Origin of the sequence: Dyadobacter sp. CY343 (genome assembly GCF_021390335.1) — a bacterium.
Classification (GTDB): domain Bacteria; phylum Bacteroidota; class Bacteroidia; order Cytophagales; family Spirosomataceae; genus Dyadobacter.
The window spans coordinates 817,619-840,262 of record NZ_JAJUXK010000003.1; the positions used below are offsets into that span (position 1 = coordinate 817,619).

Annotated in this window: 17 protein-coding genes; 8 read left to right on the forward strand and 9 right to left on the reverse strand. The window is 48.4% G+C overall.

Annotated elements, in window-relative coordinates; translation table 11 throughout:
* Positions 1–62 precede the first annotated feature (62 nt).
* From LZG94_RS11700 to LZG94_RS11725, 6 genes are all read left to right on the forward strand, one after another.
* Complete coding sequence (locus LZG94_RS11700) at positions 63–401, forward strand: type II toxin-antitoxin system RelE/ParE family toxin (RefSeq protein ID WP_233792066.1); 339 nt, start codon at positions 63–65, stop codon at positions 399–401.
* The gene (locus LZG94_RS11705) at positions 398–712 is read left to right on the forward strand and encodes a helix-turn-helix transcriptional regulator (RefSeq protein WP_233792067.1); all 315 of its coding nucleotides are present in this window, start codon (positions 398–400) and stop codon (positions 710–712) included. The genes LZG94_RS11700 and LZG94_RS11705 overlap by 4 nt, the downstream gene beginning before the upstream one ends.
* Before the next feature lie 72 nt (positions 713–784).
* A complete protein-coding gene (locus tag LZG94_RS11710) occupies positions 785–1,384 on the forward strand; it encodes a TetR/AcrR family transcriptional regulator (RefSeq protein ID WP_233792068.1) in 600 nt (199 codons plus the stop codon).
* Positions 1,385–1,475: 91 nt separating this feature from the next.
* On the forward strand, positions 1,476–2,657 hold the full coding sequence (locus LZG94_RS11715) for an efflux RND transporter periplasmic adaptor subunit (RefSeq protein WP_233792069.1): 1,182 nt from the start codon (positions 1,476–1,478) through the stop codon (positions 2,655–2,657).
* Positions 2,658–2,936: 279 nt separating this feature from the next.
* Positions 2,937–6,092 carry an efflux RND transporter permease subunit gene (locus tag LZG94_RS11720; protein WP_233792070.1) on the forward strand — a complete coding sequence of 1,052 codons (3,156 nt, stop codon included), beginning with the start codon at positions 2,937–2,939 and terminating at the stop codon, positions 6,090–6,092.
* Positions 6,093–6,137: 45 nt separating this feature from the next.
* The gene (locus LZG94_RS11725) at positions 6,138–7,559 is read left to right on the forward strand and encodes an efflux transporter outer membrane subunit (protein ID WP_233792071.1); all 1,422 of its coding nucleotides are present in this window, start codon (positions 6,138–6,140) and stop codon (positions 7,557–7,559) included.
* Positions 7,560–7,646: 87 nt separating this feature from the next.
* Here LZG94_RS11725 and LZG94_RS11730 read toward each other — a convergent pair whose 3' ends face one another.
* The 5 genes from LZG94_RS11730 to LZG94_RS11750 all read right to left on the reverse strand — a co-directional run bounded on the left by LZG94_RS11730 (position 7,647) and on the right by LZG94_RS11750 (position 16,016).
* Positions 7,647–8,339, reverse strand: a complete 693-nt coding sequence (locus tag LZG94_RS11730) for a DUF3823 domain-containing protein (RefSeq protein ID WP_233792072.1) — start codon at positions 8,337–8,339, stop codon at positions 7,647–7,649.
* Between the two features lie 8 nt (positions 8,340–8,347).
* On the reverse strand, positions 8,348–10,195 hold the full coding sequence (locus LZG94_RS11735; protein WP_233792073.1) for a RagB/SusD family nutrient uptake outer membrane protein: 1,848 nt from the start codon (positions 10,193–10,195) through the stop codon (positions 8,348–8,350).
* 12 nt (positions 10,196–10,207) lie between these two features.
* Positions 10,208–13,441 (reverse strand): TonB-dependent receptor, encoded by a 3,234-nt coding sequence (locus LZG94_RS11740; protein ID WP_233792074.1) that lies wholly within the window; start codon positions 13,439–13,441, stop codon positions 10,208–10,210.
* Positions 13,442–13,935: 494 nt separating this feature from the next.
* The gene (locus LZG94_RS11745) at positions 13,936–14,625 is read right to left on the reverse strand and encodes a hypothetical protein (protein ID WP_233792075.1); all 690 of its coding nucleotides are present in this window, start codon (positions 14,623–14,625) and stop codon (positions 13,936–13,938) included.
* Positions 14,626–14,777: 152 nt separating this feature from the next.
* Positions 14,778–16,016 (reverse strand): sorbosone dehydrogenase family protein, encoded by a 1,239-nt coding sequence (locus tag LZG94_RS11750; RefSeq protein WP_233792076.1) that lies wholly within the window; start codon positions 16,014–16,016, stop codon positions 14,778–14,780.
* A gap of 165 nt (positions 16,017–16,181) precedes the next feature.
* On the opposite strand from LZG94_RS11750, the gene LZG94_RS11755 reads away from it, so the two are divergent.
* Positions 16,182–17,459 (forward strand): HAMP domain-containing sensor histidine kinase, encoded by a 1,278-nt coding sequence (locus LZG94_RS11755; protein WP_233792077.1) that lies wholly within the window; start codon positions 16,182–16,184, stop codon positions 17,457–17,459.
* 21 nt (positions 17,460–17,480) lie between these two features.
* Here LZG94_RS11755 and LZG94_RS11760 read toward each other — a convergent pair whose 3' ends face one another.
* The 4 genes from LZG94_RS11760 to budA all read right to left on the reverse strand — a co-directional run bounded on the left by LZG94_RS11760 (position 17,481) and on the right by budA (position 21,214).
* Complete coding sequence (locus tag LZG94_RS11760) at positions 17,481–17,666, reverse strand: hypothetical protein (RefSeq protein ID WP_233792078.1); 186 nt, start codon at positions 17,664–17,666, stop codon at positions 17,481–17,483.
* A 28-nt stretch (positions 17,667–17,694) separates the two neighbouring features.
* Positions 17,695–19,182, reverse strand: coding sequence for an alpha-amylase (locus LZG94_RS11765; RefSeq protein WP_233792079.1), 1,488 nt, complete (start codon positions 19,180–19,182; stop codon positions 17,695–17,697).
* A gap of 102 nt (positions 19,183–19,284) precedes the next feature.
* Complete coding sequence (locus tag LZG94_RS11770; protein ID WP_233792080.1) at positions 19,285–20,295, reverse strand: alpha/beta hydrolase; 1,011 nt, start codon at positions 20,293–20,295, stop codon at positions 19,285–19,287.
* Between the two features lie 94 nt (positions 20,296–20,389).
* On the reverse strand, positions 20,390–21,214 hold the full coding sequence (budA, locus tag LZG94_RS11775; RefSeq protein WP_233792081.1) for an acetolactate decarboxylase: 825 nt from the start codon (positions 21,212–21,214) through the stop codon (positions 20,390–20,392).
* A 164-nt stretch (positions 21,215–21,378) separates the two neighbouring features.
* On the opposite strand from budA, the gene LZG94_RS11780 reads away from it, so the two are divergent.
* Positions 21,379–22,587, forward strand: coding sequence for a dipeptidase (locus LZG94_RS11780; protein ID WP_233792082.1), 1,209 nt, complete (start codon positions 21,379–21,381; stop codon positions 22,585–22,587).
* The last annotated feature ends 57 nt before the right edge of the window (positions 22,588–22,644 follow it).

Here is a 22,644-nt window from a genome sequence, read left to right on the forward strand (position 1 = left end):
CGCGTCTAAAGGAAAATGTTTAAACACCATTGTTTCCCAATAAGGAAACTAATACCTTTGAGATGGAGAAGAAATTTGATGTACAGTTACTGCTGGAAGCGGTAGAATTTTTAAATGGAATGGATGATAAGGCGCGGGAAAAAGTCTATTACTATATCCGAAAATCGCAATTCGTCGCGGATGCTGCTGTGTTTAAAAAATTGAACAGGCACATTTGGGAATTCAGGACGATTTACCAGGGACTAGCGTACAGGCTATTTGCATTCTGGGATCCAACTGCCGCCCGGAATACGATGGTTATTGCCACTCACGGGATTTTGAAGAAATCAAACAAAACTCCCACAAAAGAAATTGAGAAAGCAGAAAATATCAGGAAACACTATCTAACACAAAGACAATGAAAACTTCAGACAAAATGCTACAAACAGTGCCATTAGAAATTTTGATCGACAAACATATCGGCAAGGTAGGCACTGAGCGGAGGGATGCATTTGAGAATGAATTGCGGATTGAGCTGCTGGGAAATGCGATCAAAACTGCGCGAATGGAACGTCAGCTTACCCAGGAGCAGCTTGGCGAGTTGGTTGGCGTTCAAAAAGCACAGATTTCTAAACTCGAAAACAGCGTTACTAATGCGCGATTCGAGACGATTTTGAAGGTTTTTGCCGCACTTGGAGCGCGGGTTACATTTTCGGTGCAAATGATTAAATGATTTTGAAACAAAATTCTTGACATTTATTACAAACGCTCCTACCTTTGCTAACATCGTTAGGTATTTTGATTGATGGGCATCACGGAAAGAAAGATCAGGCAGAAGGAAAATATGCGGACCAATATCCTGGCAGTTGCGTTGCGGCTGGTAAAGGATGAGGGCTGGCAGTCCTTGTCTATCAGGAAGATAGCAGACGCAATTGAATACAGCGTTCCGGTTATTTATGACCATTTTGCCAATAAAGAAGATATCCTCTACGAACTCTCCCTCGACGGTTTCCGCCTTTTGGAACGGACACTTGAGAAGAACAAACGCAATATCCGCGACCCGCGGGAGCTCTTGAAAGCGCACGCAGAGTCTTACTGGAACTTCGCATTTAAAAACCCGGAATATTACCAATTGATGTACGGTCTTGGCATGCCTTGTTCCGGATCGGGGAAGGTAAAACCTGAACTGAATGTGTTCCGAAACCACATCGGAGAAGCGATTGAAAAAATAGTAACTGATAAAAAATCGACAGATGATGAAACTTGCTTCAAAATTCATGCGTTCTGGTCGGTACTACACGGTTTGATCTCTATTATGATGATGCGCTGCTCCGATATTGACGATTCCACGATGAACAAAAAAGTAATGGATGATACCGTAGAAGCATTCATTAAAAATCTCTAAAATTTTTTTTCTTTTCCAGCTAACACCGTTAGCAATAATAACCCCACTATCCATTTATAGTTAAACTTTTATCACCACAATCTTCATATCCATGAAAAACAATCAAGCAAACTTCATGCAACAAGCAATAGTTGGCCTCGTGCTCACTTTTGCGACCGGAGCTCTTTACAGTTGCGGCTCCACAACCGCCAATGCGCCTGCTACTCAGCCACCTGCGCAATCTCTACCGGTTTTGACAGTAAGCGACCACCAGGTGACAGCCTACCGCGAATTTACAGCCTCGATCGAAGGAAGCCGGGATATTGAGATCAGACCACAGGTGGAAGGTTACCTCGACCGCATTTCAGTTGACGAAGGCGCGTACGTAAAAAAAGGCCAGACTTTGTTCCACATCGACGCCAGACCTTACCAGGAACAACTGAATACGGCAAATGCAAGCCTGCAATCGGCGAAGGCGGCTCTGGAAAGTGCGGCGATCAATGTCGAAAAACTCACGCCGCTGGTGGCCAATAATGTAGTCTCCGATGTGCAGCTCAAATCGGCAAAAGCGGCTCAGGATGCTGCAAAGGCCAACGTTTCTTATGCGCAGGCTGCTGTGGACGCAGCGAAAATTAATGTCGGGTATACTTCGGTGAAGGCGCCGGCTGACGGATATATTGGTACCATACCTTTCAAAACGGGCAGTTTGGTGGGGAAAGGTACTATTGAAGCGTTGACCGTTTTGTCTGAAACTAAGGATATTCACGTTTACTTTTCCATGAGCGAGCTGGACTTTCTGGAATTCAAACAACAATTCCCGGGCAATACGATCGAGCAGAAAATCAAGCATATTCCTGCTGTGGAGTTGCTGCTGGCCGATAATAGTGTGTATCCGCAAAAAGGTAAAGTCGAGGTGGTCGAAGGGCAATTTGACAAGACGATGGGCGCGATCAATTTCCGTGCGACCTTCCCGAATGTGAACGGACTGTTACGTTCAGGGAATACCGGTAGGATCAAAATCCCGCGCGAACTGACCAAATCGGTGCTTATCCCGCAGGAAGCGACCTTTGAATTACAGGATAAAGTGTTCGTTTACACCGTGCTCGACAGCAACAAAGTAGAAGGCAGACCAGTTACGGTTTCCGACAGAAGCGGCCATTATTACCTAATTTCCAAGGGATTGAAACCGGGTGAAAAGATCGTTTACAACGGACTGGACAGGCTCCGCGACGGAATGGCGATCGCACCACAGAAAATGTCAATGGATAGTCTGCTGCTTGCAAATCCGATTTGACGTATTAACGATAACAACATTTGTTGTCATCCTGAGCAAAGTCGAAGGACGCTACTAAATAGGCTGTGTTGCATGTCACTTCGACTACGCTCAGTGTGACAGGACTCGACATTGTCATCCTGAGCGCACGGGGCCGCCGGCGGCCGAAGGACGCTACTAAGCATGCCAGGCGCTTTTATGCACGTTACTTCGGCTACGCTCAGTATGACAGGCAGGCTGCTACTTTTTAAAAAACATTAACACCACAAGTCCCTTTAAACAGGGCACATCATAAATTTTATGTTCCAGAAATTCATAGAAAGGCCTGTCCTTTCGACGGTGATCTCTGTCCTTATATTATTGCTTGGGATCATTTCACTCACAACTTTACCGATTACCAAATTCCCCGATATTGCCCCGCCAACCGTACAGGTTACCGCTGTTTATCCGGGTGCAAATGCTGAAGTCGTGGCGCGCGCCGTGGCCACCCCGATCGAGGAGGCTGTGAATGGCGTTGAAAATATGACTTACATGACGTCGTCATCCAATAATGACGGTACGATGGCGCTGAATGTGTATTTCAGTCAGGGTACCGACCCGGATATTGCCGCGGTAAACGTGCAGAACCGGGTTTCGAAGGCAATAAGCCAGATCCCGCAGGAAGTTGTGCAGGCGGGTATCTCCACCCAGAAACAACAGAACAGCATTATCATGTTTGTGGCGCTTTCGAGCGAGGATAGCACTTATGATGAGACGTTTTTACTGAATTATATCAAGATTAATTTGGTACCTCAGCTGCAACGTATACCGGGGGTCGGTCAGGCGCAGCCGTTTGGAACGCGCGATTATTCGATGCGGATCTGGCTTAAACCCGATCGGCTTGCAGCTTATAATCTGTCTCCCCAGGAAGTAACTGCGGCGATCCGCGAGCAAAGTCTGGAAGCGGCGCCGGGGCGACTTGGCGAAAGCAGTCAGCAGGTATTTGAATATGTATTGAAATACAAAGGAAAGCTGACGCAAAATGCAGAATACGAGAACATTATCATCAAAGCGAATAGCGATGGTTCGGTGATCCGACTGAAAGATCTGGCGCGGGTCGAGTTCGGTTCCTATACCTATTCTTCCAATGGAAAACTGAATGGAGATGCTTCTTCGGGTGTGGCGGTTTTCCAGACTGCCGGTACCAATGCGAACGAAATCCTGATCCAGGCGGAGGCGCTGCTGGCCGATTTTGAAAAAACCCTTCCGAAGGGTATGAAAACGACCATTATGTACAACTCCAAGGACTTTCTGGACGAATCCATCGGGCAGGTAACTACTACATTATTCGAAGCATTTATACTCGTTTTTATCGTTGTATTCATCTTTTTGCAGGATTTCCGTTCTACGCTGATTCCCGCGATCGCCGTTCCGGTGGCGATTGTCGGTACGTTCTTTTTCATGCAGCTTTTTGGCTTCACGATCAATTTCCTTACCCTTTTTGCATTGGTACTGGCGATTGGGATTGTGGTCGATGATGCGATTGTGGTCGTCGAGGCGGTGCACTCCAAGATGGAACTGACGGGCTTGCCGGCCAAAAAGGCCACTACGGAATCGATGCATGAGATATCTGGCGCTATCATTTCTATCACGCTGGTAATGGCGGCGGTGTTTGTTCCGGTAGGATTTATGCAGGGTCCGGCGGGGGTATTTTACAGGCAGTTTGCATTTACATTAGCCATCGCAATTCTGATTTCAGCGCTCAATGCCTTGACGCTGAGCCCCGCCCTCTGCGCTTTATTCCTGAAAAACCCGCATGCAGATCCGCACGATCCAAACCATAAAAAAGGATTTTCGGCCAGGTTCTTCGCGGCGTTCAATACGGGTTTTCAAACGATGACCGGGCGCTATGTTAAAAGTCTGCAATTTTTGATCCGCCAGAAATGGATAACGATCGCCGGATTGGTAATTATCACAGGATCAACACTTTGGCTTACCCAAAAAACGCCTACCGGATTTATACCGACCGAAGACCAGGGTTTCCTGCTTTATGCATTGAATACCCCTCCGGGCAGCTCCCTGGATCGCACACACAAAGCGATGGCGCAGGTTGATAGTATCGTAAAACAGTCGCCTATCGCCGACCAGCGGTATATTGTGGAGGGTATGAATATCATTTCAAATTCCAATGCGTCTCCTTACGGGGTTGGTTTTATCCGGATGAAACCCAAATCTGAACGCGGTGATGTGCAGGATTTCGACCAGATCGTGGCGATGATGTCGCAGAAAGTGAGGGCTGTAAACGATGCGAATGCGTTCTTTTTCACCTTCCCTACCGTCGATGGTTTTGGTAATGTGAGTGGTTTTGAATTCATGTTACAGGATCGTGGAAACGGTTCTCTGGAAAAATTAAGCGCGACAACCAATCAGTTTCTGGCTGCCTTGATGAAGAAAAAAGAGATCGCTTACGCATTTACCACCTTCGCAACAGCGAATCCCCAATACATGCTGGAAGTGGACAATGCCAAAGCAAAACAACTGAATGTACCTGTGAATGAGCTGCTTCAAACTTTGCAGATTTACTACGGCAGCAGTTTCGTTTCGGATTTTAACCGGTTTGGCAAGTATTACAGGGTGATGGCGCAGGCTGACGCTTCGTACCGCACGGATCCTTCTTCACTCAATAATATTTACGTAAAAAATACACAGGGCGAAATGGTACCGGCCAACCAGCTGGTGAAGCTGAAACGCGTTTTCGGGCCTGAAACTGTGACGCGGAATAACCTGTACAATGCAGTGGCGATCAACGGGACACCGAAGCCGGGTTACAGTACCGGTGACGCGATCCGGGCGGTGAAAGAAACGGCCGACGAGGTACTTCCCAATAATTACAGAACAGAATGGACGGGTATGACGCGGGAGGAAATCAATGCGGGTTCGCAGATACTGATCGTTTTCGTACTGAGTCTGGTATTCGTGTATTTCCTGCTGGCTGCGCAATATGAAAGCTATATTCTTCCTTTCGCTGTGATCCTGACAATCCCGCTGGGGGTATTCGGAGTAATGCTGTTTATCAATCTGTTTGGTATTGAAAACAACATTTACGTACAGGTCGGGCTGATCATGCTGATCGGATTGCTGGCCAAGAACGCGATCCTGATCATGGAATATGCGGTACAGCGCCGCCGTGCCGGAATGACCATTATCGAGTCTGCACTGGAAGCTTCGAAGCTGCGTTTGAGACCGATCTTGATGACTTCATTTGCATTCATTGTGGGGTTAATCCCATTAATGCGCGCAACCGGCGGCTCGGCTTTGGGTAACCGTTCGATCGGTACCGGCGCAGTGGGCGGGATGTTGACGGGCGTTATTTTCGGGATTTTCGTGATCCCCGTGCTGTACGTGATCTTCCAGTATTTGCAGGAAAAGGTTGTTCCAATGAAGAAAGAAGAGGAAGCGGTCGCATTGCAGGATTAACCAAACCGCCATCTTAATAACACCACGATTTCAATACAAAAGAGCATGATATATATATTGAGTTATAAAAAGTACGCAGTTTTCCTGCTGCTGGCGGCGTTCATCGCTTCCTGCAAAGTATCGAAAGATTACCAGCGGCCCGAACTTACATTGCCCGAACAGTACCGGGAAGTGACGTTCGCAGACACGGCTACCATTGCCGATTTGAGCTGGAAGGAATTTTTCCCCGACACCACATTGCAGCGACTGATCGAGCAGGGTATTACCTATAATATGGATTTGCAGCTGGCCGTCAAGCGCATTGAGATTGCGCAAAGCCAGGTGAAGCAGGCGCGTTTTCTACAATTGCCGAGACTCGATCTCCGCGCTACCGGCCAGTACAACCGGCCTTCGAGCAACAGTTTGAACGGACTCAGCGCCACCAGTTTCTTGAAGTCAAATCACATTGAAAACTACATTATCAGTGCCGATCTGAGCTGGGAAGCAGATATCTGGGGACGGATCCGCAGACAGCAGGAAGCAACTCTGGGGGCTTATTTGCAGACTTATGAAGCAAAAAAAGCAATACAGACCCGGCTTGTTTCAGATGTTGCAAAAGGTTTTCTGAATTTATTAATGCTGGATAAACAGCTGGAAATAGCTAAAAACAATCTTGCATTAAGTGATAATACATTGAAGCTGACCACATTATTGAAAAATGCCGGCGAGGTAACTTCGCTTTCTGTACAACAGGCCGAGGCGCAGCGTGAGTCTATCGCACTATTGATCCCGCAATTGGAACAGGATATTAGTATTCAGGAAAACTCTTTGCAGGTATTGACCGGACAAATGCCGGCGGCGATCGCGCGGAAGGTAAAATTATCGGAGATTAAGATCTATGAAAACCTTGCTACCGGGGTACCCGCCGCGTTACTGAGTCGCAGGCCCGATGTAAGGAGTGCAGAAATGTCTGTTTTGATCGCGAATGCGCAGCTGGGCGTGGCGCAGGCGAATATGTACCCCACGCTGGCGATCACGGCGAGCGGCGGGATCGAATCCTTCAAAGCGAGTAACTGGTTTAATATTCCCGGCTCCTTGTTTGGTATTGCGGCTGGTACGATTGCCCGACCGATTTTTGCGAGAAGACAATTAAAAACCGCCGTAGAAGTGGCCAGAACGCAGCGGGAACAGTCTGTGATCGAGTTCAGACAGTCGATATTGAATGCGGTGGGAGAAGTTTCAAACTCACTCGTGCAGACGGCTAAACTGAGTGAACAGGATTCGATTGCAAACCACCAGGTTGCCATTTTGCAGCAGGCGATCACGAATGCGCAGCTGCTTTATAAAAGTGATATGGCCAATTATCTGGAAGTGATCACGGCGCAGGGCAATGCATTGCAGGCTGAACTGAACCTCGCATTTATCCGCAGCCAGTCGATGGTAGCGCGCGTAGAACTTTACAGGAGTCTAGGCGGCGGCTGGCAATAAGAATTTTCATCAGCAAATAAGAAATCCCGGGCGCGAAATGCTGCACCCGGGATTCTTTGTATTATTAGTAAAAACAAAAAAGAACTGCTATTTCAGCATGATCTTTTGCGGCTCGCCAAAGAGCATTTCCCCTACCCCGGATGTTTTCACGCCGATCCGTGCGTACACATAATCGCGTCCGGCCAGGGCGGCAGGCAAAGTTGCAGTCAATGTAATCGATTTCGTCAGGTCGGTGATATTCGCCGCCACTTCCTGCGCATTGCCCGCATTGTTGTTCGGATCGACGATCGTGGTGGTACCAATGTACAGGTTCACCCTTTCCAGGTTGCGGGAAGTATTTATTTGTTTGAGGTTAAAAGTCGCATTCACTTTACCTTCGCCTTTGGAATAGGTTTCATTTTCAAACACAAAAAAGGGCTGTACCGGTACATCCAGCTCCTGTGTACCGCGAAGCTGCACGTCGATCGTGTCGGTATTATCCACCCACGGACCGTTTCCCCGGAGGCGCACCAGTTTGTAGTTTCCGTCAAAAAGCGAAGCGGAAAACGTGCCGTCCTGATTTACATAAACCGGGATTTTGGTAAACAACTGATACCCCCGCTGCCAGATTTCGAGCTGCACCCCGTTCGAGCGCACACCCACCGGCTCGCCATTGAAAACCACGCGGCCCTTCAATACCGACTTCGGTTCAGCACGGTTATCCTTTTCGCAGGCGCTGAGCACAGTCGCCAGTGCGAGCAGCCCAAGTACCTGATTTACAAATCTTTTTTTCGCTTTCATAGTGAATATCAGTGAAATGGGTTACGGACAATTTTTGGATTGTTATCGATGATAGCCTGGTCAATGGACGAATAGTAGTTGCCCATCTGGAAAAACCGCGGCGCACGGAAACGGGGCGCTACCAGCTTGTCAAATACGTATTTGTTGTGGGTAGGATGCCCGGGACGAACTACGCGATAAGGATACAATGCATAAATCACAGCATCGGGATTGGAAGCATTCCCATTCCAAACCTCGTGCGCAGTGCGCCAGCGGATCAAATCCCAGACGCGGTGATCTTCAAAAGCCAGCTCCACGCGCCGCTCGTTTTGCAGCCGCTCGATCGTCAGCGTTTTCAGACTATTTTCTCCAAAACCAGCTCTTTCACGAACCACATTCACGTATTTCAATGCATTAGCTGTTTTACCAGTTTCCAATGCGGCTTCGGCTGCATTCAGGTAAATTTCCCCTAACCTGAAACGTACCCACCACATATCGCTGCGGATACCGCGCGTGCTCGACATAGCAGTCTGGTCCACGTATTTTCTCAGGTAAAAACCCGAATTGGTAACCTCCGTCTGCGATCGTTGCGGGCCGGAGGAGCCGGTCAGCAAGCCACCGTCATCGTAGGTTGCGCCCAGCGTATTCGACTCCACATTCTGAAAACTCCCGGAAGCATTGTTCCATACTTTCACACCTGCCTGGATCTGCACGGGCGTGCCGCGGAACGAGGTACCCGGATAAATGACAGTACCATAGAGGCGCGCATCTTTATTGGCAAAAACATCCTCCATTTTATCGTAATACACATAGTCTGTGTTTGCCGCATTCCTGGTTTTGAGCGTGCCGGGCGTACCGTTGAGGTATTCGTAATCTTCCACCAGGTTCAGCGAAGGCGTGATCGATGAAGATGAAAGGTTGTCTTCCCGCACATTTCTCGCGATATTATCGTAGGTAAACCCGTGCCTTTTATCCTTACTTACCAGATAATCCTGCGCAAGTATCACCTCTGTATTTGCTGACTTTTTAGTGATCGCATCGTAAAAATTCTCGCCCAAATTCGGGTTGGTTTTGTAGAGCGAATATTTGCCGCTATTGATTATTTCCTCCGAAGCCGCGAGTGATTTGGCATAATAATCCGCTGCCCGCGACGCCGGAATACCTACCTCGCCGCCCGGTGTCGAGATCGGGGAAGCCATCAGGTTATTGTATTTGGCAATAGAACCGGCGTATAACATCGCGCGGCTTTTCAGCGCCATTGCGGTAAACTTATTGGCGCGGGTATTGCTTCCATCATTACCCAACTGTTCTTTAATCGCGTCGAGCTCGGAAGCGATGAAATCGTACACTTCTTCCTCTTTGTTCCGCGGCTGCTGTAAATACGAAGGATCGCCATTGAAGTCGTAGATCAATTGCTTCGTTACCAGCGGCACGCCGCCCATTCTTTTAACCAGCTCAAAATAGACAAATGCACGCAGGAACCGGAATTCGGCAGAAAACTGTGCTTTTTGTCCGGCTGAAAGTGAGGTACCGAAGGTCTCGATATTCTCGATCGCGAGGTTAATATCCCGGATCAGACCGTAATCCCAAAGCCGCCAGCGGTCGAAAGGATAGGAAACGATATTGTTGCGACCGTCGTCATTATTGGACCACATTGCTTCGTCGTAAGCCGCAAATTCCGCCCAGCCGGTGGTGAGTGAAGTGTGCGCGGGCAGGCGATCGTAATAGTTGGCGAGCAGGCCGGTGATCATTTTGGTGTCGTTCCAGACCTGTTCTTCGAGGATAATATTCTGCGGCTTCCTGTCGAGCCACTGCTCTGCACAGCCCGAAAGGATCAGGATGAGGCAGGCCAGGATATATTTTGTAAATCGTTGCATAAGGAAATCAGATTAAAAATTAATGGTGAAACCAGCATTGAACAGGCGCTGCTGCGGGTACACAAGCGCATTCCCCGACGATATTTCAGGGTCAATCTCGTATTTCTTCACATTGTCGATCGAGAACAAATTGCTCGCATTGACGTAAACCCGGAATCCGTTGCTGCCCAGTTTTTTGAATATCTTCTGGTCAAAACTGTAACCCAGCTCTATGTTCCGCAGGCGGATGTAGCGCACATTCGTGATCCAGAAATCGCTTTTACGGAAATTCACATGACTTGAATTGTCTTTACGGATTGCAGGATAAGTACCTGGAATCCATTCACTTGTCGCATCAAACGGATCAGCGCGGTGCCAGCGGTCTTCGAGCATGAAGTGCGGCGAGGTACCATTGTTCTGATACGGTATTTTCAATTCCCACGCGCGCTGGAAGCTTTGCAGCGAAGCACCCGCGAAATCGAAAAACAGTGAAAATCCTTTGTAAGCCACGCTTCCGTTCAATGCAAAACTCACATACGGATTCGCTCCCTCGGCATACCCGATCGGGCGCTCGTCAAGGGTATTGATGATTCCGTCCCCGTTGATGTCTTTGTAAATAAAATCACCCGGAAGCTGCGTGCGGTTACCCTGTTCGTCATTATTAATAGGGTGACTTTCAATTTGTTCCTGCGACTGAAACTGACCTTCTACCTGATAACCCCAGTTGATATTGCCCCAGCGGTCTACGTACGAGTCGCGGTATTCATTGTAGGAATTACCAAAACGCGGCTTGTAGAAATCGAGGTCCCGGCGGCGTGATAATGTCGCGTTCGCACTCAAAGTATAATCCACCTGCCCGACTGAACTTTTATAGGTCAATACCCCTTCCATACCTCTGTGCGTATCGCTGTTCAGGTTTTCGTTGGGCAGGCTGTAACCTACTTCCGAAGGCAGCAGAACGTCGTAGCGCGCCGCTGGTAAACCTTCTCTTTTCCGCTCAAAAATATCAAACTGTCCGCTCAGCTTTCCACCCAGCAAACCGAAATCAATACCAACATTGGAAGATATATTCGTGATCCAGGACAGCGTGGTAATTGGAAGTCCGCGCGGTCTTACACCGATATTATATTGCCCGTTGAAAATGGCGCTGCCCTGCAAGAAGTTGTAGCCCGGCAAGTAGCTGAAAGGCGCTACAATGAAAGGCTCATTCGCAACCGTCGCATTCCTGTCGCTACCGGTGCGACCGTAAGAAGCCCTGATTTTGAGGCTGCTGAATACATTTTCAAGCTTTCCTTTGAAAAACTCCTCCTCCGAAATCCGCCAGCCCGCGGAAACGCCCGGGAAGAAACCGAAACGTTTGCCCGGCGCGTACAGGAACGATCCGTCGTAACGTCCTACCGCTTCCACGAGGTATTTTTGTTTATAGTTGTAGTTGATCCGGCCGATGTAACCCGCCCGCGCTTCGGTGCTCCACTCGTCGATCAGCAGATCCTGATTTGCAAACGACATGAGCGGAATGTAATTATTAGGCGGCACGGTGTGCACCACCAGGTAAGTATTCACATTATCCGACTGCTCGTAAGCTGCAACCGCCGACAGTTCATGGTCGCCGAAAGTTTTGTTGTAATTCAATTGAAACTGCGCAAAACGGTCGACGATATTGCGTTTGCGGCGCTCGCGCCAGGGATTCTGGTTCCCGCCGCCGGCTGCTATATTGTAGGTATCAGTCGCTGCATCGTAATTGTAGGCATCGTACGTGTATTCAAAACCGTCGAAATCGAAATTGTGGTACTGATAGGAATAGGTACCTTTTGCTTTCAGGCCAAATGCAAAATCGTATTCAGCATAAAAGTTACCCTTCACAACCCGCGTCAGCTCGTCGACATAACCTGTTATTTCTTTCTTATAGGTAGCAGGATTTACGTTCACATTGTGCGTCTGATTGATATATTTCGGGTTATCGTTTGCATAGGGGCGCTCTGTCGGCCACATCGTGAAAATGCTGAGGAATGGGTTGAAATAATCGTCCAGCCCCGGGACTCCCGCCTGAGAACGGTTTTCAATGCGGCCACTGATCTGCGCGCCTACTTTCAGTTTTTTGGTCACATAAGATTCTATGTTGGCCTGCACATTGGTACGCTTGAAATTGAAATCGCGGATCAATGCATCCTGGTTCAGGTGACCAACGGAAAGGAAATAGCTGACCTTTTCGGTGCCGCCGGAAACGTTCGCATTCAGCGAGTACTGGGGTACGTTCGGCCGCATGACCATTTTGTAATAATCAAAACTCTGGTAACCCTTTTCGGTCCCTACCCGCCATTTTTCCAGTTCCTCTCGCGTGATAGAAGGTGTACGTCCCTGATTTACATCCGATTCCACCAATCCGCGCATGTGCTGGTAGGCGCTCGCCGGTTTTGGATACCGGGTAAAATTCTGTAAACCGTAGTAGGCATTGATATTGATCTTAGCCGGCCCGTCACCCGCCTTACCTCTTTTAGTGGTGACCAATACAACACCATTTGCAGCTCTTAAACCATAAATAGCGGCGGAAGCATCTTTCAGAATGGAGATACTTTCAATGTCATTCTGGCCGAGGTTATTGAAGTTGGCCGCGTCGGAAGGAACGCCGTCGATCACATACAACGGAGCGCCCAGGTTACGGATCTGGATCGTAGTGGCCGCACCTGGACGAGCGTCGGCTTTCCGTGCGGTGATCCCCTGCACCCGGCCCACCAGCGCATCGGAAGTACCGATCGATGGTGTGCGGATCAGGTCGCGCGCCTGGATATTGCTTACCGCGCCCGTCACTGCGGCTGAAGACTGCGTACCATAACCAACTACTACCACTTCCGTAAGCTCCTCACTGCTAGGCAACAAAGTGATCGTAAATGCAGATTGACTGCCGATCGTCACGTCCTGGGAAGTATAGCCGATGAATGAAAAAGTAAGCGTTTGCGCCGCGTCCTCAACCAATAAACTAAACTGACCGTCGGTACCGGTAGTGGTTCCTTTGCTCGTTCCTTTTACGATCACACTCACGCCCGGCAACGGGCTGTTCTTTTCGTCTACTACCTTGCCTGTCAGGGTTTTGTCAAAACGCTGATATACAAGCGCAGCACGTGCGCCGGTCGCTGGAACGCCGGTCGCTGGGACGCCGGCCGCTGGCGCTGTTCCGGCCACAGCCTGGAATTGCAATATTCCTGTTACCGACAAGGCACAAAGGATCCTGCAAAATCCCGGGCGGGAATTTCGTCTGATTAGGTTCATAAATTTTAGTTTTGGATTACAGGTGAGAAATAAAGATTTGCATACTGGATTGTTTATTTATATAATTTATTGATAAAATGCCATGAAAAATCCGACATAAGTGTAGCGTCCGGCAGATTACGGTCATCTGCCGACCCTGTTAAAAAAGCACCTGATTCTGCTGCCGGATCGCGGAATTCACTCAGCACATATCCTAACCCACAGCACTAAACGCAAGATCAAACCCTCCGCCATAGTACTTAGTGTACAGCTGCGGCTCAAACTTATTCGATTTTCACAATACAATTTTAAAGCAAAATAATGCTAAAAACATTTCTTGTTTTGATTAGTACTGACTGTATTTTGATCCATTTTTACATACAATGCATAAGATTGCTGAAAAATACGGCTAGAACGCTTCGTTAACGCTTATTATGAAAATGAACACCGGACACAAAAAAAACGGGCACGAAGCTCAGCTTCCCACCCGTTCAGACTATTGCAATAGAGGCTGGTTACATTAAATCTTTATACCGCGAAATGATCAGGTATTTAACTTTTCCTTTTTCCAGATTGATCTGAACATCTTCCGAAATACCGGGTTCTAACTGGTAGCGGAAATACCACTGAGGCGAGGCGGCCATTACCGGATCAAAACCTGTCGCGAGGTCTTTTGTCAATAGGCTGATCCGCTCAAACTTATTAGCGTAAGACTTGTCGCCGCTGATCTTTGTGAGCTTCTGGTAAACCACATCGGCATTGTCGCCCAGCCGGACAGACGAAGAGGCATTCTTTTTCAGAGGCCACTGGTCGAGATACCTTCCGCTATTCAGGTAAATGCTGCTGACTGATCCTGATTGTAACGTGATCTGCACACCTGTGTCGGTGCCGATCTGCTCGTCAAGCAATAGGTAAGTGTACAGTTTCAGCCGGCCGTTGAGCTGACTCAGGTCCGAAAATATATTTCCAACGATGTTGGCGTATTCGATTCCTTTCGGCCTCAGCTGCTGCAATTTTGTGTAGGCGCTCGCCGCTTCCTCATCGATTGCTAGTCCGAGATGTCCGCCCGAGGAAATACTGTCGCGGCTGATCAGAATCGGCCATCGCGGCTCTACAATGGGCTTAGGTTCAGCAATTTCTGTATTCATACAACCACCTAGCAGAAATGCAAAGGCGAAAAACGAGGGTAGCAGGAATTTTTTCATCAGTAAGAGTTTCGGTAAATCAATACTCAACAGACGCACCGTCCTCGATTTTGGTTGTAACCGTAAAGCGACTTTTATTAAGCCGCTTGCATTGCCGATTGGCCGAAATCAGTTCAGTCGGCCAATCTTTACTGACTGGCCGACTGCCTTATTTATTGACGCGAAACCCTGTAAATAACGCCGTTGGTATCGTCGGAAAACAGCAGCGAACCGTCTGTGTGTACCGTTACGCCCACCAGCCTGCCAAAATGCGCCCGGTTATCGTTGACTACGAACCCGGTCACAAAATCTTCAAAGCGGACTGGTTTTCCGCTCTCGAAATGCATGCGCACGATCTTGTAACCCACAGGCGTGCTTCTGTTCCAGGAACCACGCATAGCTACAAATGCGTCGTTTATATATTCAGCCGGGAACATTGCGCCATTGTAAAACGCCATTCCCATCGGGGCTGAGTGCGCTTGGTAGGTAAGCGTCGGCAAAGTCGTTTTTTGAAGGTATTGACTGTAACTAGTGTCGCCTTTGGGCCTGTCGCCGGGGTTATATTTCCCCTCTCCGTAAATGTAAGGCCAGCCGTAGTCCGCGCCTTGCTTGATCATATTAACCTCCTCTTTCTGCTCATCGTCGCCGAGCCAGTCTATCCCGTGATCCATTCCCCACAATTCTTTCGTTTCAGGATGCCAGCCAAAGCCGATCGTATTCCTCAAACCTTTCGCAAATATCTTTCTGTTCGACCCGTCTTCTTCCGCGCGCAGGATCGTCGCATTTTCGGGATTAGGCTCCGGGCAGGAGTTGCAGGTACTTCCCACCGTTAGGTACATTTTTCCATCCGGGCCAAATCCGATGGTCCGGTTGGGATGCTGTCCACCGTCGGGCAGGTCGCTGATCAACATACGCGGCTGGCCTAGCGTACCGTCTGCATTCATATCGGCCACGTACACTTCATTCACGGCCACCATGTACATTTTGTTGTTATGAATGCTCAAACCATGCACCTGCTTAATATTTGCCACTGTTTTGATCACCTCGGCTGCGCCGTCATTATTAGTATCCTGCAACATCAGCACAATGCCTGCTTCCCTGTCCGACGCGTAAATCTGCCCGTCCGTACCGGTCACCAGTATCCTCGGCTTACCCAGTTTTTCAGCAAATTTGCTGATCTTGAACCCAGCCGGTACTTTCAGCTGAGCAATATTGGCGTCGGTAGCCTGCTGCAAGGCGGGATAGAAAACATACCCCTTTATTTCACTCGAAGTAGGCTCCTTATCGGTTTCAGGAATAACAGTTTCCCACAGATCGCTGGCTTCTTTGCAACTTGTCAGTGCAAGCGGCAGGATGGTTGCGGCAGCGAAACCCAGCCGCAAAAAAGATATTAAAGGATATTTTCTTTTCATTTGGTTTTTATAATTTGATGATGATGAAATTGATTAAAATGCAAGTCTGAATTAGAATTGACAACCTGTTAAAAAAGATGTACCAAAGCATTCCCAAAGCAGTAATCCCTTCCTGGACGCATCTTGGAACGATTCTTTGCCAACGGGGATAATCCACAATCAATAATGGCAGCAAAAAAAACAATTGATAAAACGCAGGTTGCGGCATGTAGCAACTTCCTGCTTATTCGCAGGGAAACTATGCTCAACAACTGGCGCCAGCGATGCGCCCTGGATCAGCACCTTACCAGTAAAAGCACCTTTTCGAGGGAAGAATTCAATGACCAGATGCCGGTACTGCTCGATATTTTACACCAAAGATTAAATGACGAGCCGCCCGTTTATGATCCGCTGCTGGCAGCCAATGAACATGGCCTCCACCGGTGGCAATCCGGTTACGAGCTTCCCGATCTGATTATCGAGATGGAACATTTGTTCGCTATCCTGCATGAAGAAGTCCATTCCTTTGAGCAGGCACAGGAGCATATGAGCCCAACCGCACTTTCGAAGATATACCGGGAAATATACCAGATATACTCCGAATCCTGCCGGGGCAGCATTGTTTACTACCACGAGCTCAGGCAGACCACTGCGGCTGAACAGGCAGCCCGTTTACAACAGGCATTGGACCAGCTTCAGGAACTTGCGAAAATGCGGAGCGAGCATTTGCGCCATAGTTCACACGATTTGCGATCGAGTTTCAGCGTGCTGCTGATGTCGTCCCACCTCTGGCAGCTTGACACGAGCGACCTTGACAAAACGGAGCTTATCGGCATGTTGAACAGAAACCTGAATTCTATCCGGGATATGTTGCTGCAACTGACCGACTTCGCCCGGATCGAGGCGGGGCAAGAGACACTTGTGACCAAAAAATTTGATGTAGCTGCGATGATCCGCGAAACAACCGATCTGATCAGGCCGGCGGCAGAAGCCAAAAAATTGACGCTCATGGCAGAAGGACCCGAAAAGCTGATGATCGACAGCGACCGCGTACAGATTCAGCGTGTACTCCAGAACCTGCTTTACAACGCGATCAAGTACACACAAACGGGTAGCATCAATGTCACCTGGGCACCTGAAAGCGAAGCAAGATGGATTTTGAGCGTTCAGGACACAGGACCCGGATTTGCGGAAAACTCCCCGGTGAGCTTACTCGCCGATCAACTGAGACCACCGATACATTCGCCAGCTATCTATCAGGAAATGCTGCAAAAACCGGCGCCGACGGTATCTAATAAGAAAGAAAAGGTGGATCTGAAAGAGAGTGAGGGACTCGGGTTGTTCATTGTAAAGAAAATCTGCGAATTGATGAAGGCCAGTATGGACATTGAAAGCAAGCCTGGATTCGGTACGCTCGTCAGGATCAAGTTTCAATGTAACCAGGAGCAAAACAGACAGGCGTAGCAAATGCTACGCCTGGGTTTTCTAATTTTCAATATTCAACTGCTCACGAATATCCGCCCTGGTACCCTGAATGAAAAGCTTCTCCTCATTTTTAAGTATTACCAGGCAAAATCGCATATCAGCATCGGGGATTATTTCAGCGACCTCAGCGGCGGATATTAAGACGTCGCTACCATCATCTTTGGCTTTAAATATTACAGGTTCCATATACTGCTATTGACTAAAATTGAATCTGTTACTGTTGCACCGCCCACACACTGACCGAGCGACCGTTCACGCTGAACTCAGCATTTCCATCCTCCCCTATCACCACCGCCTCGCCGATATTTCCCATATAATCAACAAAAGTTTTACCCGCATGCTGCTGGCCGACATACATCTTTTTCGATGCATTTTCATGGTTCGATATCAGCACCGCACAACCTGAAATGTCGCGGCTTTCGTCGCCTTCGAGCGTCCATCCGATACAATTGATCTCGTCAAAATATTCGTGTTGCGCCCCGTAGGCGATGTTTTTTCTCACGTACAGCAGGGTTTCCAGACGGTCGAGCTTTTCGAGTGTGATCTCGTGCTCCTGTTCGTCGGGGCCGATATCTTTGTATTTTGATCCATACAAATCGGTGTAGAAAATGCACGGATAACCTGCTTCGCGCAGCAAAATGACCGCATAAGCGATCGGCCTGAACCAGCCTTCTACGGTTTGTTCGAGCGATTGCAGCGGCTGGGTATCGTGATTTTCAACCAATGTAACCGCCAGCTCGGGCATTGTCTGTACGAGCGTATCGTCCAGAATGGTCCGGAGATCATAGTGTTCATTTTCTTTCGAAGCCCGGAAAAAATTAGCCTGCAAAGGCGCGTCGAAAAGCGAAACGCGTTTTTCGGTCGCTTCAATATAAGCCAGCATAGAACCCAGGTCGTAAGGCGCCCAGTACTCTCCTACCGTGTAAAATTCTTTCTGGAACTTGCCGCGTAAATGGTCCAGCCACTCGTTGAAGAACGCGGGGTCCATGTGCTTGATCGCGTCCAGCCTGAAACCGTCGCAATTCACGGTTTCTATAAACCATTCCCCCCAGTTTTTCAGCTCCTGCCGCACGTGCGGGTTACGGAAGTCGATGTCCGACAACATAAGGTAATCATAGTTGCCATTTTCCAGGTCGAGCACATCCTGCCAGCCGCCGCCGTACTGATTTTGGATACTGTAAATTGCATTTTGCTCACTTGAAGCATTATAATCCACACCCGAAAAGCACTGAAAATCCCAGACAAACTGGGAATATTTGCCACCTCTGCCGGGGAACGTGAACTTAGTATACGCTTCGATTTCAAAGGTATCACTCACGAACTCGTTCCGGTTTTCCGGCGTAACTTCCTTTACCGGCACCATTTCGGTTTCATCCGCGCCGCCCATGTGGTTGAGCACTACGTCGCAGTAAACCTGCAAACCGGCTCCTTTCGCGGTAGCAATAGCGTCGATCAGCTCTTCTTTGGTACCGTATTTGGTTCTGACCGAGCCTTTTTGATCGAATTCCCCCAAATCGTAAAGATCGTAGGAATCATAGCCGGAAGAATCGGCGCCTTCCATGCCTTTGTGTGCGGGCGGTATCCAAACCGAGTCGATACCGATACTTTTGAGACGTTGAGATTCGTTTTTGAAGTGTTGCCAAAGACTGCCATCGGCCGGATAGTACCATTCGAAGAATTGCAGCATTGTAAAATTTTCCATAAAAATGACAAAGGGCTGCGGGGTTGAATGCAGCAGATTAACTACATTAAATAACCATACCGACCCAAAATCCGGGCTGCAAGTTATCCTGAATCAAACCGCTTACTTGATCGCGCGTTTTGCCCAGTTGAAGATCGTGGAATACACTTCTTCCCGCACCGGTTTTCTGGAAAGTACCAGATCGTGCATCCCGCCGGGAACCGACTGAATGCTGTATTGACCTACGATATTCTGTGCCTGCCGAGCTACTTCACTCACATTCAGAATTGCATCGCCGCTAAACATCACGTCGCTCCATTTCTTCTCATCGATAGATTTGGCTGCGTGCAGGACCAGAACGGGTTTATTGATCTGCAAACCCTGGGCGAGTTTTTCCTGCCCGATATTCACAGCACGGAGCCAGCCGAAGTTGACAGGAGGCGCTATAAGTGGCTTGAAACCAAGACTATAAGACCATTCCCCACGAAAATCTTTATGCAAACTTTCGCCATAAAGCGGGTTCAAACCCAGATCGATAAGCGTTTCCGGGCGTTTTTCGGCGCGCTTGATCATCAAAGGCAATGCCGTTTTTTTCAGGCCGGACTTGAATTCGAGCGCGAACAACGGACTGTTCAGCAACACTGCGTCAAAACGCTCTTTCCCGCTATTTGCATCCGCGTACATGGAAACGACCAGCCCACCGAGCGAGTGCCCCATCAGCAGTACCTTCGTATTTCCTTCGTTGTGAATGATACTTAATGCGGTATCGATGTCGGCGAAATATTCGGAAAGGTCACGGACATTGTTGAATTTCTGATGAGCCAGCCACGAGCGGCCATACTTGCGCAGGTCGACAGCGTAGAAGTTATACCCTTCCTTCAAAAACCGCTCGCCCATTTCTTCCTGAAAAAAGTAATCGTTGAAGCCGTGCACATATAACACCGCCTTCGTACTCTTTTCAGCCGTTGTTTTTCTGATTACAGTACAAGTAACACTCCCCTCATAATCGCCGGGCTGCACAATAGTAGCCTGTTTGAATTCCTTCCCAAGGATATCGGTGAAGTAAGTGGCCTGGGCAAAGGCGGAACAGGCGGTGATCCAAACCAGGAGCAGGTGACTGACTATTGTTTTCAATGCAGGGTAAATTGGAAATGAAGGTATAAATATAGCTTCACTTCCTCATTTACAATTCCGGGCCGTCAAATTTTTAGCCGCCGGCAGATAAACCCTACTCTATCTTCTTCAACTCCTCGCCTCTATCGGGTTTCAGGTTGACAGCTTTGAACTCGGGATTTGTGTTGTTTTCGATGATAAAACCTTTTGCCAGATCAATTTCGACACGGATAGAATTGGTTTTGAATTTAAAAATATGTCCGCCGGATTTGAGATCGTCGGCCACGTAATGCAAATGGAAGCCGGGCACATTGGTCCGTGCGAGGTACGGGGGAAGCAGGAATCCGTTGCAGATACCTTGCGTATTTTTCAGCTCAAAAACGGCCTGGTTTGTTTTTAAATGCTCACTCAGCGTTTTGTAGGGAGGCTTTGCAGGACTGGCTGCACGGGTGGTCATTTCCGAAAACTTTCCGGTGATCCGCAATGCATAAATGCCGTTTGGATTCAGAATACTTACTAAATGCTCCTGGACTTTTTCATAGCTCAGGTTTTCGCCAGCGATCGTGATGACCGTGTCAGCTTTAAAAAATTTCACAAACGCGGCGGAGGTACTGTCCATGTCGCGCGCCACTTTAACCGAACCATCGTGTGAAACTTTATACACCTTCCCGTTATTGATGATGAGTTCGCCGTCGACCTTATTGAATGTACCGACTCCAAAATCGCCTTTGGTTTTCAGGCTGGCTATGTTCAGGTCACCGTCAAATACGCCCGCCATTAATGCGTCGATAATAGAATACTGGTACATGAAATCCTGGTCTACAAGGGAAGTACCGATATGTTTTTGTGGGTTCTGGCTGGATTTACAGTTGGTTAGAAGGCCGGTTACTATAATGATAAGTAGAAGATTTTTTACATAACGTGAAAATACACTGGACATAATTGGAGGTTGAGGTGATAATTACTAATGCAGTTTTTAGATTTCTCTACTCTTCCACGATTTCCATATTTCACTTGCAACACTTTAAAAATTGGTTTTTAAGTAAAAAGAAGACATCTTAAAGAAACATTGACCATCCCGAAGTCACCCAATACCGATCTTCAATGAGAAAATTTTTATTTCTGGCCACGTTTCCTGTACTCACATTCGCACAGGCACAACAAGTTACACTTTCGCCCAAAGCTGCAAAGATTCACGCGAATGCACTGACCATCGATACCCACGCCGATGTGCCTATCAATATGATGAAGGAGGGTTTCGACATTTCGAAAGAATACGATTACGATAAAGACGGATCGCAGATCGATTTTCCGAGGATGATCAGAGGCGGTATGGACGGGATGTTTTTTGCGGTATACCTCGGCCAGGGAAAGCGGACGGAGGAAGCCAATGCAGAGGCCAAGAAGAAAGCACTCGCGATATTCGACAAAATCCACGAAGCCGCCCGCCTGCATCCAGATATTGCGGCTATCGCGACCACCTCGAAAGATGCGTACAGATTACAGAAAGAGGGAAAACGCGCGATGTTCATTGGCATGGAAAACGGTTGGCCGATCGGGAAAGACATTGCCAATCTGAAAATGTTCTATGACCTGGGGCTGCGCTATATTACGCTCTCGCATTCGCTGAACAACGATATCTGCGACTCTTCGACCGACGGCGACGGGCCCGAGCACAACGGTTTGAGCAAATTTGGTGAAGATGTGGTGAAAGAAATGAACCGCCTCGGCATGATGGTCGACGTTTCCCACGTGTCAGATTCGACTTTTTATGATGTGATCCGATTGACCAAAGCGCCGGTAATCGCATCGCATTCATCGTGCCGCGCATTGTGCGACGTGCCCCGGAATATGACCGACGATATGATCAGGGCGCTGGCCAAAAACGGCGGGGTTATACAGATCAATTTTGTACCAAATTTTGTAAAAAAACCTTCCCAGCCGCATGAAATGTCGCTCAAAGCATTGCGCTTGAAAATCCGGCAGACCGACCTTTCCGACGCTGACAAGAAAGCGTTGAGGGACGAAATGAAAGCGGTGGATGAGAAATACAAAGCGGACAAACCGACGGTGCAAGACGCTGTGAATCACATTGAGCACGTGATCAAGCTCACCAGCGCCGACCATGTAGGGATAGGAATGGACCTGGACGGCGGCGGCGAGGTGATCGGAGTGAGAGATGTAAGCCAGATCGGCGCGATCACGGAGGAACTAGTGAAAAGGGCCTATTCAGCGGAAGATATTGAGAAGATCTGGGGAGGAAATATCATGCGTGTTTTGGATCAGGCGGAGAGAGCAGCGGGCAAATTGTAAACCAAACAGAATGAGGTTATTTGCAGGAAAACCAGCAAAAAATATATACATTTTAAG

Excerpts from the sequence above, each read along its gene's own strand:
- LZG94_RS11750 (WP_233792076.1), bottom strand. The coding sequence starts at position 16,016 with ATGAAAAGAAAATATCCTTTAATATCTTTTTTGCGGCTGGGTTTCGCT.
- LZG94_RS11780 (WP_233792082.1), top strand. The coding sequence starts at position 21,379 with ATGAGAAAATTTTTATTTCTGGCCACGTTTCCTGTACTCACATTCGCA.
- LZG94_RS11735 (WP_233792073.1), bottom strand. The coding sequence starts at position 10,195 with ATGCAACGATTTACAAAATATATCCTGGCCTGCCTCATCCTGATCCTT.
- LZG94_RS11705 (WP_233792067.1), top strand. The coding sequence starts at position 398 with ATGAAAACTTCAGACAAAATGCTACAAACAGTGCCATTAGAAATTTTG.
- LZG94_RS11715 (WP_233792069.1), top strand. The coding sequence starts at position 1,476 with ATGAAAAACAATCAAGCAAACTTCATGCAACAAGCAATAGTTGGCCTC.
- LZG94_RS11765 (WP_233792079.1), bottom strand. The coding sequence starts at position 19,182 with ATGGAAAATTTTACAATGCTGCAATTCTTCGAATGGTACTATCCGGCC.
- LZG94_RS11760 (WP_233792078.1), bottom strand. The coding sequence starts at position 17,666 with ATGGAACCTGTAATATTTAAAGCCAAAGATGATGGTAGCGACGTCTTA.
- budA (WP_233792081.1), bottom strand. The coding sequence starts at position 21,214 with ATGTCCAGTGTATTTTCACGTTATGTAAAAAATCTTCTACTTATCATT.
- LZG94_RS11700 (WP_233792066.1), top strand. The coding sequence starts at position 63 with ATGGAGAAGAAATTTGATGTACAGTTACTGCTGGAAGCGGTAGAATTT.
- LZG94_RS11725 (WP_233792071.1), top strand. The coding sequence starts at position 6,138 with ATGATATATATATTGAGTTATAAAAAGTACGCAGTTTTCCTGCTGCTG.
- LZG94_RS11740 (WP_233792074.1), bottom strand. The coding sequence starts at position 13,441 with ATGAACCTAATCAGACGAAATTCCCGCCCGGGATTTTGCAGGATCCTT.
- LZG94_RS11755 (WP_233792077.1), top strand. The coding sequence starts at position 16,182 with ATGGCAGCAAAAAAAACAATTGATAAAACGCAGGTTGCGGCATGTAGC.
- LZG94_RS11720 (WP_233792070.1), top strand. The coding sequence starts at position 2,937 with ATGTTCCAGAAATTCATAGAAAGGCCTGTCCTTTCGACGGTGATCTCT.
- LZG94_RS11710 (WP_233792068.1), top strand. The coding sequence starts at position 785 with ATGGGCATCACGGAAAGAAAGATCAGGCAGAAGGAAAATATGCGGACC.
- LZG94_RS11730 (WP_233792072.1), bottom strand. The coding sequence starts at position 8,339 with ATGAAAGCGAAAAAAAGATTTGTAAATCAGGTACTTGGGCTGCTCGCA.
- LZG94_RS11745 (WP_233792075.1), bottom strand. The coding sequence starts at position 14,625 with ATGAAAAAATTCCTGCTACCCTCGTTTTTCGCCTTTGCATTTCTGCTA.